Source organism: Streptomyces sp. NPDC126499, assembly GCF_040302485.1.
Classification (GTDB): Bacteria; Actinomycetota; Actinomycetes; order Streptomycetales; family Streptomycetaceae; genus Streptomyces.
The window spans coordinates 1-16878 of record NZ_JBEOUO010000041.1 but is presented as its reverse complement, the minus strand read 5'-3'; the positions used below and the strand labels follow the sequence as shown (position 1 = coordinate 16878).

Here is a 16878-nt window from a genome sequence, read left to right as displayed (position 1 = left end):
ACCCACGAGGAACTGCTCGCGACCGGCGGGGCGTATGCCCGGCTCCACGCGGCGCAGTTCGCCCGAGGGGCGGCGTAGCAACCGCCCCCCCGCACCGCGCCCTGTCGTACCGTGGGCCGGTGACTCCCCACTCCGTCCTCACCGTCCTCACCACCACCGACGCCCGCGCCAAGGCCGACGCCCTCGCGCGCGGGGCCGTCGAGGCCCGCGTCGCCGCGTGTGCGCAGGTCTCGGGCCCGGTCACGTCCGTCTACCACTGGCAGGGAGCGGTCGAGACCGCCGAGGAGTGGCAGGTGCTGTTCAAGACCACCGAGGCCCGCTACCCCGCCCTGGAGACCCATCTCCTCGCCGCGCACGACTACGACACCCCCGAGATCGTCGCGACCACGGCGGTCCGGGTGAGCGCGGACTACGCGGCCTGGGTCGAGCGGGAGACCACCCCCGCCCCATGAGGTCCGACGAACCGCCGCGGGAGGAGCTGCCGTTCTTCGTGTACGGGACGCTGCGCCCCGGCGCGTACAACCACGACCGCTTCCTCCTCGGCCGCACCGCCGCCGAGGAGGAGGCCGTCCTGCCCGGGGCGGTCCTCCACGACGGACCGGGCTATCCGTACGTCGTCCCCGGCGCGGGGCGGGTGACCGGCGCGCTGCTGACGGCCGCGCCCGGCGCCTACGGCGAACTGCTCGCCCTGCTCGACCGGGTGGAGCTGCCCGCCGGCTACGAGCGGACCGCGCGGGAGGTGCTGCGGACCCGGGACGGGGCGGCCGTGCGCGCCTGGGTGTACGAGGCGGCGCCGGAGGCGCGGCCCGGTCCGGTCATCGCGAGCGGCGACTGGTTCAACCGCGTTCCAGACGGACCGCGCACACCTTGAACTCCGGCATCCGGGAGACCGGGTCGAGCGCCGGGTTCGTCAGGGTGTTGGCCCGGCCCTCGCCGGGCCAGTGGAAGGGCATGAAGACCGTGTCCGGGCGGATGGCGGTCGTGATCCGGGCGGGCGCCACCGCCCGGCCGCGGCGCGAGACCACCGCGACCGGCTGGCCGTCCTCGACCCCGACCCGTTCGGCGAGCCGCGGGTGGAGCTCGACGAAGGCGCCGGGCGCGGCCGCGTTCAGCTCGTCGACCCGCCGGGTCTGGGCGCCCGACTGGTACTGAGCGACCACCCGTCCGGTCGTCAGGACCACCGGGTAGGCGTCGTCGGTCTCCTCGGCCGCCGCCCGGTGCACGACCGGCACGAACCGGGCCCGCCCGTCGGCGGTGGCGAAGCGGTCGAGGAACAGGCGCGGGGTGCCCGCGTGCTCCGGCTCGCCCGGCCCGGTCTCGGGACAGGGCCAGAACACGCCCTGCTCCTCCTCGATCCGGCGGTAACTGATGCCCGCGTAGTCCGCCGGGCCGCCCGCCGAGGCGCGCCGCAGCTCGCCGAAGACCTCCTCCGGGTCGGTCGGGAAGCCCTTCTCCCAGCCGAGCAGCGCCGCGAGCCCGTGCAGCACCTCCAGGTCGCTGCGGACCCCCGGCGGCGGGGTCAGCGCCCGGCGGCGCAGCAGCACCCTGCCCTCCAGGTTGGTGGTGGTGCCGGTCTCCTCGGCCCACTGGGTCACCGGCAGCACCACGTCGGCGAGTGCGGCGGTCTCGGACAGCACCACGTCGGCGACGGCGAGGAAGTCCAGGGAGCGGATCCGCTCCTCGACGTGCGCGGCGCGCGGCGCGGAGACGACCGGGTTCGACCCCATGAGCAGGAGGGCCTTCACGTCGCCGCCGAGGGCGTCGAGGAGTTCGTACGCGCTGCGGCCCGGTCCCGGCAGCGCCTCGGGGTCGACGCCCCACACCCCGGCGACGTGCGCGCGGGCCGCCGGGTCGTCGAGCTTGCGGTAGCCCGGCAGCTGGTCGGCCTTCTGGCCGTGCTCGCGGCCGCCCTGCCCGTTGCCCTGGCCGGTGAGGCAGCCGTAGCCGCTGTAGGGGCGGCCGGCGCGGCCGGTGGCCAGGCACAGGTTGATCCAGGCGCCGACGGTGTCGGTGCCCTTGGACTGCTGCTCGGGGCCGCGCGCGGTGAGCACCATGCCGCTGTCGGCCTCGCAGAACATCCGTACCGCCTCGCGCAGCTGCGGTACGGCGACGCCGGTGATCCGCTCCACGTGCTCGGGCCAGTGGGCCATCGCCCCGGCCCGCGCGGCCGCCCAGCCCTCGGTGCGCTCGGCGACGAACTCCTCGTCGACCCGGCCCTCGGCGACGACCAGGTGCAGCATGCCGAGGGCGAGCGCCAGGTCGGTGCCCGGGCGCGGGGCGAGGTGGAGGTCGGCCTGCTCGGCGGTGCGGGTGCGGCGCGGGTCGACGACGATCAGCTTGCCGCCGTTCTCCTTCAGCTCGGTGAGGTAGCGCAGCGCGGGCGGCATGGTCTCGGCCAGGTTGGAGCCGACGAGGATGACGCAGCCGGTCTGCGGGATGTCCTCCAGGGGGAAGGGCAGCCCCCGGTCCAGGCCGAAGGCCCGCTGGTGGGCCGCCGCCGCGGAGGACATGCAGAAGCGGCCGTTGTAGTCGATCTGCGAGGTGCCGAGCACCAGCCGGGCGAACTTGCCCAGCGTGTACGCCTTCTCGTTGGTGAGGCCACCGCCGCCGAAGACCCCCACGGCGTCGGCACCGTGGTCGGCGCGGGTCCGGCGCAGCCCGTCGGCGACGGCGGCGAGTGCCTCCTCCCAGGTGGCGGGCTTCAGCGCCCCCGTATCAGGGCAGCGGACCAGGGGCTCGGTGAGCCTGACCCGGGAGGAGAGTACGGCGGGGGCGGTGCGGCCCTTGCCGCACAGCGCGCCCCGGTTGACGGGGAAATCGGGACGGTCGACCACCTCGACGGGCAGCTCCGGCGCCGGACCGGTGGCGGGACGCAGGTTCATCCCGCACTGGAGGGCGCAGTAGGGGCAGTGCGTGGCGACGGTGGTGACCTCTGACATGACCCGAGGATGCGACGGCCGTGTTACGGGCGGGGTCGCGCCGCATTACGGGCAGGGTGCCATGCGCTCAGGCGAGGGGGCGTCGGGGGGTGAGGGCGGCGGCCCGGCGCGGGTGGGGCGGGGGCCTGTGCCTCGGGGTGGTTCAGCGCCCGGCGTCGGGTGGGGCCGGGGCCTGTGCCTCAGGGTGGTTCAGCGCCTGGCGCCGGGTGGGGCCGGGGCCTGTGCCTCGGGGTGGTTCAGTGCCCGGCGTCGGGCGCGGCCAGGGCCTTCGTCACGCCGTGCTCCCGCTCGCCCAGGAAGCGCGGGTCGGGCCGCAGGGCCGCGTCCAGGGCGGCCTTGCCGGCGGCGGCGAGCTCGCGGGTGGTGCCGTAGTACCAGGTGGCGTCGTGGGGTTCGCCGACCCCGACACCGTACGACTCCACGCCCGCCGCCCCGCACAGGGCGACGGCCCGCTTGATGTGGAAGTCCTGCGTGACGAGGACGGCCCGGTCCACGCCGAAGATCTTCTTGGCGCGGACGCAGGAGTCCCAGGTGTCGAAGCCCGCGTAGTCGCTGACGACCCGGTCGTCCGGCACCCCGCGGTCGGCGAGGTAGCGGCGCATGGCGCCCGGCTCGTCGTACTCGGTCCGGCTGTTGTCCCCGGTGACGAGCAGGACCCGGACCTTGCCGGTGCGGTAGAGCTCGGCGGCGGTGTCGAGGCGGTGCGCCAGGTACGGGGTGGGGCGCCCCTTCCACAGCCCGGCGCCGAAGACGACGGCGACGTCCTGGGCGGGCACGTCGGCGGTGGTGCGCAGCCGGTCCTGTGCGGTGAGGTGCATCCAGGTGGCCGGCGTCAGGGCGAGCACGGCACCGAGCATGAGGGCCTGGACGGCGCGGCGGCGGCTCCGGGTGGTGCGGGGCAGCCGGGGGAGCGGCCGGGGAAGGCGGGGCAGCCGGACGCCGCGCATGCGGGGACCTCCAGGGTGCGGTGGGGCGGGGCAGTGGGGCGGGGTCTGTCACACCGTCCGACGCGAATCCGCCGCGTTCGGTTCGGCGGCGGCCCGCTCTGTTCCGTACAGCACACCGGCCAGTCCCATGCCGAGCAGCATGCCGATGAGCTGCGCGGCGGCGAAGGCGGGCACGGAGCCGGGCGCGATGCCGGTGAAGGAGTCGGAGAAGGCGCGGCCGACGGTGGCGGCCGGGTTGGCGAAGGAGCCGGAGGAGGTGAACCAGATCGCCGCGCCGATGTAGCCGGCGACGGCGACCGGGGCGAGGGAGGGGCGGCCGACCCGGCGCAGGCCCTGGACGACGAGGACGAGTCCGGCGGTGGCGACGGCCTCGCCGAGCAGGAGGTGGGGCTCCGCGCGCTGCTCGGTGGCGAGTACGGCGCCGGGCGCGCGTCCGAACATCGCCTCGGCCAGCAGGGCGCCCGCGACGGCGCCGGCGAGCTGGGCGCCGATGTAGGCGAGGGCGTCCCGGCCGCCGCCGCGGGGACGTGTGGACCACCACTCGGAGAGGGTGACGACGGGGTTGAAGTGGGCGCCCGAGAGCGGGCCGAGCAGGGCGATGAGCAGGCCGAGGCCGATCGCGGAGGCGAGGGCGTTGGCGAGCAGCCGGACGCCGATGTCCTGGCTGAGGGCGTCGGCGCGGATGCCGGATCCGACGATGACGGCGACGAGGGCGGCGGTGCCGGTGAACTCGGCGAGGGCGCGCCGGGGGAGCGACGCGGGGGACATTCTCATAATGGAAAAGATATTCCGTGATTCGGAACGAAAAAAGAGGGGAGGGAAGGGGCGACATCCCCGTACGATCCGCTGGTGATCACTGATGCCGCCCTGCTCCGGGACGCCGCCGTCCGCAACAACGCCGACTGGTGCGAGACCATGTGCCGCGCCCACGGCCTGCCCGGCGCCTTCGGGCCCCGCGCCTGGACCAACCCGCGCCGCACCCCGCTCTACTACCCGGACGCCGTCACCCTCTCCGAGGACGCGAGGGCGGCGGACGTCCTGGCCGGCATCGACCGCACCGCGCCCGGTGCCTCCGTCAAGGACAGCCACGCCCGCCTCGACCTGGCCGCCGAGGGCTTCCGGCCGCTCTTCGAGGCCCAGTGGATCGCCCGCCCGGCCGGCCGCCCCGTGCCCCCGATCACCGCGGGCAACCGCCCCGTCCGCACCCCCGCCGAACTCGCCGCCTGGGCCCTCGCCTGGAGCGGCGGCGACGCCGACGAGGCGGCCCTCTTCCGCCCCGAGCTCCTCGACGACCCGGCCACGACCATCGTCGCGACGTACACCGCCGACGGCCGGGTCGTGGCCGGCGCCGTCCTCACCGACAGCGCCGGCGTCACCGGCGTCTCCAACCTCTTCGCCACCGGCGACGTCCCCCTCTCCTCCGCCTGGGCCGCCGCCCTCGCCACCGCGTCCCCGGACCGCCCGGTCGTCGGCTACGAGTCGGGCGACGACCTGACCGCGGCCCTGGCGGAGGGCTTCGAGACGGTGGGGCCGCTGACGGTGTGGCTGGACGCGTAGGGGGCGGGGCGGGGCGCCGAGCGCGGGGCGACCGGTCTCCAAGCGTCGGGCGGCCGGGGCCCTGGCCCCAGGCGCTGACCCCGGTCCCGGCCCGGGTTCGGACTCCGGGGCCTCGCGTCCGCCGGGCGCCGGCGTGAGCAGGCCCCCGGCCGCTGGCCGGGGCGTGGTCCCAGCTGTGAGCTGCGGGCCCCGCGCCCGCTGGCGGGTCGCCCTGAGCGGGCCCCTGGTACGGGGCCGTGACCCCAGTTCCCGACCGTCGCCCCCTGGCCTTGCGGCCCCGCCCCGTCTCGGCCCGTCGGCGGGCTGAGCGGGGCCCGTGGGCCCCGGGGGCGCAGCCCGGCGGCGCGAGAGCCGTGAGGCCGGTGGCAAACACCCGTGACCCGCGCGAAACGGCCAGGCAACGTGCCCCCGGCAGGATCGGCGCATGACGACGCAGGAGCCGGACCCCATGTGCGACAGCAGCGCCGCCGACCTGCTCGGCAGCATCGGCGCCCAACTCGGCGACCGCCTCGGCCGCCTCGGCCGCCTCCGCCCGGCCTCCGTCCGTACGGTGGCGATGTCGGGCCTGGCGGCGCCGGGCGGGGTGGCCACGGGTGTGTCGGCGCCGGGGCTGGCGAGCCCCGGCCTGGCGGCTCCCGGCGGGGTGGCCATGGGCGTGTCGGCGCCGGGGCTGGCGTCCCCGGGCGGTACGGCGCCGGGTCCGGCGACTCCGGGTCCGATGGGGGCCGGTGGCGTGACGCCCTCAGGTCCGACGGCCCCCGGTCCCGTACCGCTCAACCCCGCCGCCCCGCGCCCCCTCGCCCCCGGTCCCGTGCCCCCCGGCCCCTCCGCCCCCGCCCTCATAGCCGTGGGTCACGGCAGCCGCGACCCCCGGGCCGCCGCCACCCTGTTGCGGCTCCTGGACCGGGTGCGCGAGTTGCGGCCCGGGCTCGACGTGCGGCTCGCGCACATCGAGTTGAACGCGCCGCTGCTCACCGACACCCTCGCGGAGCTCGCCGGCCAAGACGCCGTGCTCGTCCCGCTGCTCTTCGCCCGTGGGTACCACGTCAAGCACGACCTGCCCGCGGCGACCGCCGCCGCCCCCGCCGTACGGGCCCGGATCGCCGCACCGCTCGGCCCGCACCCCCTCCTCGTCGAGGCCCTCGCCGACCGGCTCGCCGAAGCCGGCTGGGTCCCGGAGGACGGCACCTCCCCCTCCACCGGCGTGGTCCTCGCCTCGGCCGGCTCCCGGGACCCCGAGTCCGCCGCCGACATCCGGCGGATCGCGGCCGGGCTGCGCGAACGCCTCGGCGGCGTGCCCGTCGTCCCCGCCTACGCCTCCGCCGCCGCGCCCACCGTCCCGGAGGCCGTCCGCGCCCTCGCCGCCCGAGGGCGCCACCGCGTGGCCGTGGCCTCCTGCTTCACCGCTCCCGGCCTGTTCGCGGGCCGCGCCGCCGCGCACGCCCCCTGGCTCGCGTCCGACCCCCTCGGCGCCCACCCGGCCCTCGCCCGGCTGATCCTCCACCGCTACGACCGGTCCCTGGCCGGCACCGCTGCCCCGACCCCGCCCCGGGAGCTCGCCACCAGCCGGTGAGCCCCGCCACGTCCGGCCGAAACCCCGCCCCCACCCGCCAACCTGTGGTTAGGGTCGGCCCGTTGGTGCCATCGGGGGCAGCCGGGACGGGAGGTGGGGGCATGCGGGGTGCCGTCCGGGGCGCGTCACTCGCCGGAACCGCGGCCGCCGTGGCGGTACTGGCCTCGCTCGCGGCCAACGCCGCGACGTCCCACGACCGTTGGCCCGGCGCGCTCGACCGGATCAGACAGCAGCCCTGGTGGTGGGTCGCGGGGCTCGCCGCCGTCGGCGTGCTCGTCGCCGTCGTCATCGCCTGGCGCCAGGAACGCGGTGCCGCCGTGGCCGGCGACCCGCCCGCGCCGGCCCCCCGGGCCGTCCCGGACTGGGTGGTCGACCGCGGCGAACGGGCCCGTACGGTCAAGGCCGTGTGCCGAGCCGGCCGCCCCCGACGTCGGCGTACGGCCGCCGTCCCCACCTCCCTGGAGGCCCCCCGCCGTTTCGGCCGCCTCCGCCGGGCCCGGGCCCGGGCCCGGGCCGACCGCGGCAGCCGTACGGTCGCCCTCACCACCTCCCTCGAAGGCGCCGGCGGCTTCGGCAAGACCGTCCTCGCCCACGCCGTCGCCGCGAGCCCGCGCGTCCGCAGGTACTTCCGCGGCCGCGTCTACACCGTCACCATCGGCCGGGACGTCCGCGGCCGGGCGGCGATCGCCGCGAAGGTCGCCGAAGCCACCCGCTTCCTCACCGGCGACACCACCGCCTTCGACGACCCCGGCCTCGCCGGTGACCACCTCGGCCGGCTCCTCGACCTCCGGCCCAGGACCCTGCTGATCCTCGACGACGTCTGGGACGCCGAACAGCTCGAACCGTTCCTGCGCGCCGGCGAGCGCTGCGTACGCCTCGTCACCACCCGCGTCCCCGGCGCCCTGCCGCGCGGCACCGAACGGGTCCGCGTCGACGAGATGTCCCCGGACCAGGCCCGCGCCGTCCTCACCTGGGAACTGCCCGAACTCCCCGAGACCCTCGTCCGGGACCTCCTGGAGGCCACCGGCCGCTGGGCCCTCCTGCTGCGCCTCACCAACCGGCTGATCACCCGCCGGATCGCCACCGGCACCGCCCCGGAGGACGCGGCGGCCGAAGCCCTGCGCGATCTCGTCGCCAACGGCCCCGCCGTCGTCGACGCCGACCCGGCCGCGCTCGACCTGGACGACCCGGTCCGCCGCGCCCGGGCCGTACGGGCCACGGTCGAGGCGGCCCGGACCCTCCTCCCGCCCGGCGGTGACCGGCGCCTCGCCGAGCTCGCCGTCTTCGCCGAGGACGAGTCCGTCCCCGTCCCGCTGATCGCCCGCCTGTGGGAGGCCACCGGCGGCCTCACCGAGCAGGCGACACGCTCCCTGTGCGGCGAGCTCGACCGGCTGTCCCTGGTGTCGCTCACGGCCGAGCACGGCGGCCGGATCACGATGCACGACGTGCTCCGTGACTATCTGCTCAAGGAGTTGGACGAGGCGGACGCGGCCGCGCTGCACGGCACCGTCGCCGACGCGGCGGGCGCCGGCCCCTGGGAGCCGCCGGAGGACTCCCGGGGCTACCTCCTGGACCACATGATCGAGCACCTGCTCGCCGCCGGGCGGACCCCCGAGGCCGAACGCGTCGCGAGCGACCTGCGCTGGATCGAGACCCGGCTCCACCAGCGCGGCCCGATGGCGGCCTGGGCCGACCTGGCCGCCGTCCCCACCCGTACGGCGGCCCGCCTGGCCGACGACCTCACCCGCACCGCCCACCTCCTCACCCCCACGGACCCGCCCGAGCTGTTGACGAACGTCCTGCACAGCCGCCTGGAGTCGCTGCCGCTGTGGGGTGAGGCGTTCGCACGGCGCCGGACCGGCTCCCCGCCCCGCCCCGAGCTGCGCAACCGCCGTACGCCCCCCGACCTCCCCGACCCGGCGCTGCTGCGCACGTTCCACGGCCACACCGGCCCCGTCTGGTCCGTGGCCGTCTCGTCCACGGGATCGCTCGTCACGATCGGCGCCGACGGCATGGCCCGCGGACTCGACCCGAACAGCGGCGGAAGGCTCACCCTCGACATCCGGGGCGCCGACCGCTTCCGGGTCCTCGCGGTCTCCCCGGGCGGCGACCGGATCGCGACGGCCGGCCCCGACCGCACCGTCCGCCTCTGGTCGCCGGACCCGGGCACCCCGCCGCAGCACACCCTCGGACCGATAGGGGACCGCGGGACGTCGGTGCGTGCTGTGGCGGTCTCCGGGGCGCACGAGGGTGCCCGGATCGCCACCGTCGCCTCGGACGGCACCCTGGACGTCTGGCACGCCGACACGGGGGAGCACCTCGCCTCGGCGAAACGGTGGGACGAGACCACCTGTGTGGCGTTCGCCCCGAACGGGCGATGGCTGGCCTTCGGAGGCCGCCAGGGTGTGCTCTCGATGACAGCGGACCTCGTCCGTGAGCGGACGCGTGTCCCCACGATCAGCTCCCCGGTGAACGCCCTCGCGATCGTGCCGGACGGCAGCCGGATCGTCTCCGCCGAAGCGGACGGCGCCCTGCGGATCTGGAACGAGACGCCACCGTACGACGTGTCACAGATCTCCGCACACCGCGGCCCCGCCACCGCCGTGGCGATCGCTCCGGACGGTACGTGGGCGGTGAGCGGAGGCGCGGACGGGACCGTGGCGGTCTGGGACCTTCGGACGCACTCCTGCCGCGCCCGCTACACGACCCACTCGGGCCGGGTCCACGCCGTCGCGGTCGCGCCCGACGGCGACCGGCTCATCAGCACGGGCGAGGACGGGACGGTGAAGGTCTGGGACAGCGCCGGACCCCAGTGGATCGGGTCCGGCGACGGCGAGGGGATGCGGTCGGTGACCATCGTCGGGGACAGCGGACGGGTGGCCGTCACGGATGGCGACGGCCGGACCCGGCTCTACGACCCGCGCGATGACACCTGGGACAGCCCGTTGTCGTCACGGATCGGGGACGACTACCAGGGGCCGATCGTCTTCGACCCGGGCGGCGGCCGGTACGCCGTCGGTCACCTCTACCGGGTCGAGGTCGGGCGCCTCGGCCGGGCGGCGGGAACGGACCACGCCGTCCTCCGGCTCGGCCACCCCGTCTGGGCGCAGGCCGTCGCCCTCTCCCCCGACGGCGCCTGGGTCGCCGTCGCCGGCTCCGACGGCGCGCTCCAGTTGTGGGACCGCGTCCCCGAGCGGCGCACCGTCACCCTGCCGGGCCCGTGGGGCGCCGAAAGCCGGGCTCACGCCGTCGTCATCGCCCCGGACGGGACTTGGCTGGCCGTGCTGCGCAGTCGGCCGCGGTCCGGCCCGGCGGGCTTCGAGTCGCTGGTGCGGGTGCTCCGGCCCGGACCGGAGCGGCGATCGGCCGGCCACCCCGTCGACATCTCGCAGGACGGAACGCTCACCACCCTCACCGTCACCCCCGACGGCACCCACCTCGTCACCGCCTCCGCGACCGGCGCCGTCACCTTCTGGGACCCCCACACCGGCACCCGCGTCGCCTCCTTCACCGACCCCGACGGCCCGGTGAACGCCCTCTCCGTCTCCCCCGACGGCTGCTGGATCGCCACCGCCGGCACCATGCTCCGCGTCTGGGACGCCGCCACCGGCCGCACCGTCGCCGGCGTACGGGCCGAGACCCCGCTCAGTTCCTGCGCCTGGCTGCCCGACGGACGCGGGCTCGTCGCGGTCGGCGAACGCGGCCTGTACTCCTACGAGTTCGTCCCCGGGCCCCGGCTCTGATCCCGGCGATCCCACGCGTCCCGGTCCCGTTTGTCCGTCCCGCCCGTTACCTTCGGTGCATGGAAGGCATCACGGAACCCAGCAGCACGGGCAACAGCACCGACCACGGCAACGGCACCAACCACGGCACCCCCGGCTACGACGCCGCCGCCACCGAACGCTGGGCCGCCGAGCCCGACAAACGGCCCGGCCGCACCGCCTTCCAGCGCGACCGGGCCCGCGTCCTGCACTCCGCCGCCCTGCGCCGGCTGGCCGGGAAGACCCAGGTCGTCACCCCCGGCACCCGCAGCCACGCCTGGGACGCCAGCCCCCGCACCCGGCTCACCCACTCCCTCGAATGCGCCCAGGTCGGCCGCGAGCTCGGCGCGGCCCTCGGCTGCGACCCCGACCTGGTCGAGGCGGCCTGCCTCGCCCACGACATGGGGCACCCGCCGTTCGGGCACAACGGGGAGCAGGCCCTCAACGACGTCGCCAAGGACTGCGGCGGCTTCGAGGGCAACGCCCAGTCGCTGCGGCTGCTCACCCGCATCGAACCCAAGCGGTTCGTCGCCGACCCGGCCACCGGCGACATGGTGAGCGTCGGCCTCAACCTCACCCGCGCCGCCCTCGACGCCGCCACCAAGTACCCCTGGCCCCGCGGCGCCCACCCCACCGACCCCGGCTCCGGCAAGTTCGGCGTCTACGAGGACGACCTGCCCGTCTTCGCCTGGATCCGCGACGGCGCGCCCGCCCACCGCAAGTGCTTCGAGGCCCAGGTCATGGACTGGTCCGACGACGTGGCCTACTCGGTGCACGACATCGAGGACGGCCTGCACGCCGGCCACATCGACCCCAACATGCTGCTCTCCGAGCCCGAGCGCGCCGACATCTGGGCGGTCGCCCGCGGCCGCTACGTACCGGAGGACACCGACCCGCAGGAGCTCGCCGACGCCCTCGACCGCCTCCTCGACCAGGAGTGGTGGCCGCACGGCTACGACGGCTCGGCCGTCGCCCAGGCCCGGCTCAAGGACGCCACCAGCCAGCTCATCGGCCGCTTCTGCCTCGCCGCCGAGGGCGCCACCCGCCAGGCCTACGGAACGGGCCGCCTCACCCGTTACGGTGCCGAGCTCGTCGTCCCCCGCGAGACCCGCAACGAGTGCGCGGTCCTCAAAGCCGTCGCCGACCGGTACGTGATGCAGCGGGCCGAGCAGGAGGCACTCCGCGCCGACCAGCGGATCGTCATCTCCGAGCTCGCCGAGGCGCTGACCGCCCGCGCCCCCGAGGGCCTCGAACCCCAGTTCCGCGCCCTGTTCCTCAGCGCCCCCGACGACCGTTCCCGCAAGCGGGTGATCGTCGACCAGATCGCCTCGCTCACCGACGCCTCCGCCCGCACCCTCCACGCCCGCCTGCGCACCCCGCGCGCGTAGAGGCCCTGCTCCGGCCCGTTCGCCCTCTTTCGTGATCCCGGCCGGTGCGGGACCCTCGCATGCACGTCCCGAGGCGGTGCGGCTCGGGCCCGGCCCGGGGGCGTAGCGTAGGGAACCGGTCGCAACGAGGAGGAATCAACGTGGTCGACGCAGATCAGACCTTCGTCATCGTCGGCGCCGGCCTGGCCGGGGCCAAGGCCGCACAGACGCTGCGTGCCGAGGGGTTCAACGGCCGGGTGATCCTCATCGGCGACGAACGCGACCACCCCTACGAGCGCCCACCCCTGTCCAAGGGCTATCTCCTCGGCAAGGACGAACGGGACTCCGTCTTCGTCCACGAGCCCGCCTGGTACGCGGGGGCCGACGTCGAGCTCCACCTCGGCCAGCCCGTCACCGCCATCGACCGCGAGGCCCGCACCGTGCGCCTCGGCGACGGCACCGTCATCCGCTACGACAAGCTGCTGCTCGCCACCGGCGCCGAGCCGCGCCGCCTCGACATCCCCGGCACCGGACTCGCCGGCGTCCACCACCTGCGCCGGCTCGCCCACTCCGAGCGGCTGCGCGACGAGCTCAAGGTCCTCGGCCGCGACAACGGCCACCTGGTGATCGCCGGCGCCGGCTGGATCGGCCTGGAGGTCGCCGCCGCCGCCCGTACGTACGGCGCCGAGGTCACCGTCGTCGAATCCGCCCCCACCCCGCTCCACCAGGTCCTCGGCCCCGAGCTCGGCCAGCTCTTCGCCGACCTGCACGCCGAACACGGCGTCCGCTTCCACTTCGGCGCCCGGCTCACCGAGATCACCGGCCAGGACGGCATCGTCCTCGCCGCCCGCACCGACGACGGCGAGGAGCACCCGGCCCACGCGGTCCTCGTCGCCGTCGGCGCCGCCCCCCGCACCGCCCTCGCCGAGAACGCCGGGCTCGCCCTCGTCGACCGCGCCGACGGCGGCGGCGTCGCCGTCGACGAGTCGCTGCGCACCTCCGACCCCGACGTCTTCGCCGCGGGCGACGTCGCCGCCGCCCACCACCCCTTCCTGCACCGCCGCATCCGCGTCGAGCACTGGGCCAACGCCCTGAACGGCGGCCCCGCCGCCGCCCGCGCCATGCTGGGCCAGAACGTCTCCTACGACCGGATCCCGTACTTCTTCTCCGACCAGTACGACCTCGGCATGGAGTACTCCGGCTGGGCACCGCCCGGCTCGTACGACCAGGTCGTGCTGCGCGGGGACGCCGGCAAGCGCGAGTTCATCGCCTTCTGGCTGAAGGAGGGCCGGGTCCTCGCCGGCATGAACGTGAATGTGTGGGACGTCACAGACGCCGTCCAGAAGCTGATCCGCTCCCGGGCCCAGGTGGACCAGGACGCGCTGGCCGACCCGTCGGTGCCGCTGGAGAGCCTCGCGGAGTAGCCGGGGGACCGCCCCTCACCCCCGTATCATTCATGCGTGGCAGGCAGGATCAACGATGACGACGTGAAGGCGGTCCGGGACGCGGTCCCGATCGACGCCGTCGTGTCCGAGTACCTCCAGCTCCGCAACGCGGGCGGCGGCAACCTCAAGGGCCTCTGCCCCTTCCACGACGAGAAGTCGCCCTCCTTCCAGGTCAGCCCCAGCAAGGGGCTCTTCCACTGCTTCGGCTGCCAGGAAGGCGGCGACACCATCGCCTTCGTGATGAAGATCGACCACCTCTCCTTCTCGGAGACGGTCGAGCGTCTCGCCGCCAAGGCGGGCATCACCCTGCGCTACGAGGAAGGCGGCTACAACCCCGGCCACCAGCGCGGCGAACGCACCCGCCTGGTCGAGGCCCACACGATCGCCGCCCGGTTCTACGCCGAGCAACTGGGGTCCCCGGAGGCCGAGATCGGCCGGAAGTTCCTCGCCGAACGCGGCTTCGACCAGGCCGCCGCCGAGCACTTCGGCGTCGGCTACTCCCCGGCCGGCTGGGACCACCTCACCCGCTACCTGCGCGGCAAGGGCTTCACCGACCGCGAGCTGATCCTCTCCGGCCTCTCCCAGGACGGCCGCCGCGGCCCCATCGACCGCTTCCGCGGCCGGCTGATGTGGCCGATCAAGGACGTCGGCGGCGACGTCGTCGGCTTCGGCGCCCGCAAGCTCCGCGACGACGACAACGGGCCCAAGTACCTCAACACGCCCGAGACGCCGATCTACAAGAAGTCCCAGGTGCTGTACGGCATCGACCTGGCCAAGAAGGACATCGCCAAGGTCAGCCGCGCCGTCGTCGTCGAGGGCTACACCGACGTCATGGCCTGCCACCTGGCCGGCGTCACCACCGCCATCGCCACCTGCGGCACCTCCTTCGGCAGCGAGCACATCAAGATCCTGCGCCGCCTCCTCATGGACAACGGCTCCGCCCGCGTCATCTTCACCTTCGACGGTGACGCCGCCGGCCAGAAGGCCGCCCTGCGCGCCTTCGAGGACGACCAGAAGTTCGCGGCCGAGACCTACATCGCCATCGCCCCCGACGGCATGGACCCCTGCGAGCTCCGCCTCGCCAAGGGCGACGAGGCCGTCGCCGACCTCGTCCAGCCCCGCACCCCGCTCTTCGAGTTCGCCCTGCGCCAGATCGTGAACCGCTACGACCTGGAGATCCCCTCCGGCCGGGCCGCCGCCCTCGACGAGGCCGCCCCGATCGTCGCCCGCATCAAGAACGTCGCCTCCCAGCACGAGGTCGCCGTCCAGCTCGCCGGCATGCTCGGCATCCTCGACACCCAGTTCGTGGTCCGCCGGGTCGCCCAGATCGCCCGCTGGCAGCGCCAGGGCGGCACCAAGGGCCCGGAGCGGGGTGCCCCGCAGCGGCGCGGCTACGAGATCCAGGCACCCACCGCGCCCGCCGGGCCCGCGCTCAACCTGCGCAGCCCCGCCCACCGCACCGAACGCGAACTCCTGAAGCTCGCCCTCCAGCGCCCCGAACTGGTCTCCCCGGCCTTCGACGCGTACGGCGTCGACGAGTTCACCGCCCCGCCCTACGCGGCCGTCCGCCAGTGCATCCAGGACGCCGGCGGCGCCACCGACGCCCCCGCCGACTACCTGGACGCGGTCCGCGCGGCCGCACCCGACGACACCGTCCGCGCCCTCGTCACCGAACTCGCCGTCGAGACGATCTTCGCCAAGACCGTGGACGAGGCCTACGCCGGCGACCAGCTCGTCACCGTACGGCTGCGCGCCGTCGACCGCCGCATCCGCGACGTCCAGGGCACCCTGGCCCGGCTCGGCCCGCACGGCGACCCGGAGCGGCTCGCCGCCGTACAGAACGAGCTGTGGGTGCTCACCCAGTACGGGCAGTCGCTGCGCAACCACGGCGCCGCCGCGCTCTGACACGGACGCGGGGCCGCCAGCCCTACGGTCGGTCACCTCCCGGACTCAAAAAGTCACCGCACGCCCCTCGTGGCGGCGATGTGTCGTAAGCCACACTGGGTCACGGTGCCGTCCCGCTGCCCTCCGTCCCCCCGATCCGGGCAGCGATCACCCACCCTGGAGGTCGCCCCCCGTGCAGACCCAGACCGTCACCGTGTCCCAGGAACCGACCGACGCGGAAGTCCCCCCGGTCGAGCTCGTGGCAGCCGACGAAGAACCCGAGGTGCCCGAGATCCCGTCCCAGCGCCGCCGTGCCGCCGCCGACCCCGGCGGCAACGGGCCCTCCTCCGACCTGTTCCGCCAGTACCTGCGCGAGATAGGCCGCGTCCCGCTGCTCACCGCCGAGGAGGAGGTCGAGCTCGCACGGCGCGTCGAGGCCGGGCTCTTCGCCGAGGAGAAACTCGCCACCACCCCCGACCTCGACTCCCGCCTGGCGCACGACCTCGACCGGCTCGTGGTCCTCGGCCGGATCGCCAAACGCCGGCTGATCGAGGCCAATCTGCGGCTCGTCGTCTCCGTCGCCAAACGGTACGTGGGCCGCGGCCTGACCATGCTCGACCTGGTCCAGGAGGGCAACCTCGGCCTCATCAGGGCCGTGGAGAAGTTCGACTACGCGCGCGGCTACAAGTTCTCCACGTACGCGACCTGGTGGATCCGCCAGGCCATGTCCCGGGCCCTCGCCGACCAGGCCCGGACCATCCGCGTCCCCGTGCACGTCGTCGAGCTCATCAACCGGGTCGTCCGCGTCCAGCGCCGGATGCTCCAGGAACGCGGCTACGAACCCACCGCCGAAGAGGTCGCCGCCCACCTCGACCTGCCGCCCGAACGGATCGGCGAGGTCCTGCGGCTCGCCCAGGAGCCGGTCTCCCTGCACGCCCCCGTCGGCGAGGAGGAGGACGTCGCCCTCGGCGACCTCATCGAGGACGGCGACGCCGCCTCCCCCGTCGAGTCCGCCGCCTTCCTGCTGCTGCGCGAACACCTGGAGGCGGTGCTCTCCACCCTCGGCGAACGCGAACGCAAGGTCGTGCAGCTGCGTTACGGCCTCGACGACGGCAGGCCCCGCACCCTGGAGGAGATCGGACAGCTCTTCGGCGTGACACGCGAACGCATCCGCCAGATCGAGTCCAAGACCCTCAGCAAGCTACGGGACCACGCCTACGCGGACCAGCTGCGGGGCTATCTGGACTAGGCGCCGGGCTCCGCGACCGTGAGCGTCCACGGTCCATGCCGCACATCATGCGGCATGGATCACGCACCGTCAGTCCACCTCCACCACCGCCTGCGCGAACTGCGCCGCGTACAGCCGGGCATACGCCCCGCCCGCCGCCAACAGCTCCTCGTGAGA

12 protein-coding genes are annotated in these 16878 nt (G+C 75.1%); 9 read left to right on the top strand and 3 right to left on the bottom strand.

The window, feature by feature from the left end; genetic code table 11:
• The first annotated feature begins 119 nt into the window (after nt 1-119).
• Entirely contained in the window at nt 120-452 is a 333-nt protein-coding gene (gene cutA, locus ABTZ91_RS33490) for a divalent-cation tolerance protein CutA (protein WP_352081011.1), read from the top strand.
• Nucleotides 449-871, top strand: coding sequence for a gamma-glutamylcyclotransferase family protein (locus ABTZ91_RS33485; RefSeq protein WP_352081010.1), 423 nt, complete (start codon nt 449-451; stop codon nt 869-871). The genes cutA and ABTZ91_RS33485 overlap by 4 nt, the downstream gene beginning before the upstream one ends.
• Here ABTZ91_RS33485 and ABTZ91_RS33480 read toward each other — a convergent pair.
• The 3 genes from ABTZ91_RS33480 to ABTZ91_RS33470 all read right to left on the bottom strand — a co-directional run bounded on the left by ABTZ91_RS33480 (nt 837) and on the right by ABTZ91_RS33470 (nt 4660).
• The gene (locus ABTZ91_RS33480) at nt 837-2939 is read right to left on the bottom strand and encodes a molybdopterin oxidoreductase family protein (RefSeq protein WP_352081009.1); all 2103 of its coding nucleotides are present in this window, start codon (nt 2937-2939) and stop codon (nt 837-839) included. The two genes, ABTZ91_RS33485 and ABTZ91_RS33480, sit on opposite strands and share 35 nt — an antisense overlap.
• Before the next feature lie 236 nt (nt 2940-3175).
• Entirely contained in the window at nt 3176-3886 is a 711-nt protein-coding gene (locus ABTZ91_RS33475) for an ElyC/SanA/YdcF family protein (protein ID WP_352081008.1), read from the bottom strand.
• A 48-nt stretch (nt 3887-3934) separates the two neighbouring features.
• Nucleotides 3935-4660 (bottom strand): aquaporin, encoded by a 726-nt coding sequence (locus ABTZ91_RS33470; protein ID WP_352081007.1) that lies wholly within the window; start codon nt 4658-4660, stop codon nt 3935-3937.
• A gap of 141 nt (nt 4661-4801) precedes the next feature.
• Between ABTZ91_RS33470 and ABTZ91_RS33465 the strand changes: the two genes are divergently transcribed.
• The 7 genes from ABTZ91_RS33465 (at nt 4802) to ABTZ91_RS33435 (ending at nt 16722) form a co-directional block, all read left to right on the top strand.
• Nucleotides 4802-5443, top strand: a complete 642-nt coding sequence (locus ABTZ91_RS33465; protein ID WP_407078087.1) for a hypothetical protein — start codon at nt 4802-4804, stop codon at nt 5441-5443.
• Nucleotides 5444-6161: 718 nt separating this feature from the next.
• Nucleotides 6162-7016 (top strand): sirohydrochlorin chelatase, encoded by an 855-nt coding sequence (locus ABTZ91_RS33460; protein ID WP_352081012.1) that lies wholly within the window; start codon nt 6162-6164, stop codon nt 7014-7016.
• Between the two features lie 101 nt (nt 7017-7117).
• Nucleotides 7118-10759 carry an NB-ARC domain-containing protein gene (locus ABTZ91_RS33455; protein WP_352081006.1) on the top strand — a complete coding sequence of 1214 codons (3642 nt, stop codon included), beginning with the start codon at nt 7118-7120 and terminating at the stop codon, nt 10757-10759.
• A gap of 59 nt (nt 10760-10818) precedes the next feature.
• Nucleotides 10819-12165, top strand: a complete 1347-nt coding sequence (locus tag ABTZ91_RS33450; RefSeq protein ID WP_352081005.1) for a deoxyguanosinetriphosphate triphosphohydrolase — start codon at nt 10819-10821, stop codon at nt 12163-12165.
• Nucleotides 12166-12305: 140 nt separating this feature from the next.
• A complete protein-coding gene (locus ABTZ91_RS33445; protein WP_352081004.1) occupies nt 12306-13568 on the top strand; it encodes an FAD-dependent oxidoreductase in 1263 nt (420 codons plus the stop codon).
• A 36-nt stretch (nt 13569-13604) separates the two neighbouring features.
• Nucleotides 13605-15494, top strand: coding sequence for a DNA primase (dnaG, locus tag ABTZ91_RS33440; RefSeq protein ID WP_352081003.1), 1890 nt, complete (start codon nt 13605-13607; stop codon nt 15492-15494).
• Nucleotides 15495-15732: 238 nt separating this feature from the next.
• Entirely contained in the window at nt 15733-16722 is a 990-nt protein-coding gene (locus tag ABTZ91_RS33435; RefSeq protein WP_407078086.1) for an RNA polymerase sigma factor, read from the top strand.
• The last annotated feature ends 156 nt before the right edge of the window (nt 16723-16878 follow it).

Excerpts from the sequence above, each read along its gene's own strand:
- ABTZ91_RS33475 (WP_352081008.1), bottom strand. The coding sequence starts at position 3,886 with ATGCGCGGCGTCCGGCTGCCCCGCCTTCCCCGGCCGCTCCCCCGGCTG.
- ABTZ91_RS33480 (WP_352081009.1), bottom strand. The coding sequence starts at position 2,939 with ATGTCAGAGGTCACCACCGTCGCCACGCACTGCCCCTACTGCGCCCTC.
- ABTZ91_RS33455 (WP_352081006.1), top strand. The coding sequence starts at position 7,118 with ATGCGGGGTGCCGTCCGGGGCGCGTCACTCGCCGGAACCGCGGCCGCC.
- ABTZ91_RS33460 (WP_352081012.1), top strand. The coding sequence starts at position 6,162 with ATGGGGGCCGGTGGCGTGACGCCCTCAGGTCCGACGGCCCCCGGTCCC.
- ABTZ91_RS33465 (WP_407078087.1), top strand. The coding sequence starts at position 4,802 with ATGTGCCGCGCCCACGGCCTGCCCGGCGCCTTCGGGCCCCGCGCCTGG.
- ABTZ91_RS33470 (WP_352081007.1), bottom strand. The coding sequence starts at position 4,660 with ATGAGAATGTCCCCCGCGTCGCTCCCCCGGCGCGCCCTCGCCGAGTTC.
- ABTZ91_RS33485 (WP_352081010.1), top strand. The coding sequence starts at position 449 with ATGAGGTCCGACGAACCGCCGCGGGAGGAGCTGCCGTTCTTCGTGTAC.
- ABTZ91_RS33450 (WP_352081005.1), top strand. The coding sequence starts at position 10,819 with ATGGAAGGCATCACGGAACCCAGCAGCACGGGCAACAGCACCGACCAC.